The sequence below is a fragment of the Psychrobacter sp. 1Y4 genome, from assembly GCF_051847555.1.
Map to the genome: position 1 here is coordinate 1 of NZ_JBPYDE010000051.1, position 1,610 is coordinate 1,610.

Below are 1,610 nucleotides of genomic sequence, written 5' to 3' on the forward strand. Positions count from 1 at the left end.
CACCGAGTCATCCGCAAAGCAGATAGCGGTGAGGTGATTGAGATACTGGCCACTGATCCTGCTACCACGCGCGACATTCCAAATTTCTGTCGTCATCTGGGTCATGAGCTACTCAGTCAAGAGACACTGGCTGAAAATATCAACCTAGATGCTGACCCCGATGAAATCACTGTTGATAGCGATGACACCACGCCAGCAAGCGCGACGCTCTATCGTTATGTGGTGAAGAAAAAAAGTGGTTAATTTATATCTGACCTATATCCGAGCATCCTATGAGCCGTGACCGCGCCGTGCAACAACGCCAGCCTAAAGCGCTGGCAGTCGATGATGAGCCGTCTTATCTGACGGAGTTTCGTCAAGCGATGCTGGCACGTGGTTTGGCAACGCGTACGCGTAATGCATATGTCCGCGACTTGCGTTCTTGCGAGTTGACCAACCCACTCGCCCTGACCCGCTGGCAGCCTGATGATGTGCTGCACTGCCTATCGGTACTCGCTCAAGATAACAAAACCCCGCGCACGCAAGCGCGTATGCTCTCAAGTCTGCGTCAGTTCTACTTATGGATGATTGCGAGCAATCTGCGTGAAGACAATCCCTGCGAGCGTATCAAAAGCCCAAAACTCGGACGTCCGTTACCAAAGGATTTGGCAGAGGCCGATGTCGATAATCTCCTTGCCGCACCTGATACCAGTACCGCACTTGGATTGCGTGATAAAGCCATGCTAGAAGTGCTCTATGCCTGCGGTTTGCGCGTCAGTGAGCTGATTAATCTGTCACTTGAGCAAGTCAATCTAAACTCTGGCTGGCTACAAATCACAGGTAAAGGCAATAAAACACGACTGGTGCCACTCGGTGAATATGCCAGCGATGCACTAGAAGATTATCTGTCTCATGGCCGCGGCGATCTAATTGCCCATCTAAAATCTGGCAATTGCCAAGCAGTGTTCTTGACTGCACAAGGTGGTTATATGACGCGGCAGAACTTTTGGTATTTGCTTAAGAAATACGCTCAAATTGCTAGTATTGATAAGGAACTATCACCGCATACCTTGCGTCACGCCTTTGCCACCCATCTGCTTAATCATGGTGCCGACCTGCGAAGTGTGCAATTATTGCTTGGGCACAGTGATTTGTCTACCACACAGATTTATACCCATGTAGCGACGGCAAGATTGCAGCAGTTACATGCAGCGCATCATCCGCGTGGATAGCTTTTGGGTAGCTTGGTGAGTAGAATTGTCATTAAATATTGATTCATGATCGTCAGAGGAATACACCGTGTCGCAAGCTCAGCCATCTTCCAAACCCACTCTCACCAAAGCGCAAGAATTTGCGCTGAAAAAACTGACCATTATGGGTTATTTGGAAGGCACGTCTTTTTTGCTGCTCTTAGGTATCGCTATGCCACTCAAATATATGATGGATATGCCTGAAATGGTGAGCTATGTCGGCCCAGTGCATGGGGTGTTGTTCATCGCCTATATCGTCGTACTCTTTATCACGGCGCATAAAATTAAAATGCCGCTGTGGGCGTTGCCTGCTGGTGTGCTTGGTTCGTTTTTGCCATTTGGGCCGTTTGTGTTTGATTATGTGTTAAAGAAGCGTTTGGG

The 1,610-nt window shown here is 48.8% G+C and carries 3 protein-coding genes; all 3 read left to right on the forward strand.

Features of this window, described 5'->3' with window-relative positions; translation table 11 throughout:
• On the forward strand, positions 1-243 hold a 243-nt coding region (locus tag ACS8FC_RS14060; protein ID WP_439297215.1), incomplete at its 5' end, for a sulfurtransferase TusA family protein.
• A 29-nt stretch (positions 244-272) separates the two neighbouring features.
• Positions 273-1,211 (forward strand): site-specific tyrosine recombinase XerD, encoded by a 939-nt coding sequence (gene xerD / locus ACS8FC_RS14065; RefSeq protein WP_439297216.1) that lies wholly within the window; start codon positions 273-275, stop codon positions 1,209-1,211.
• 67 nt (positions 1,212-1,278) lie between these two features.
• Positions 1,279-1,610 (forward strand): DUF3817 domain-containing protein (locus tag ACS8FC_RS14070; protein WP_439297217.1); only part of this gene is annotated, 332 nt, incomplete at its 3' end.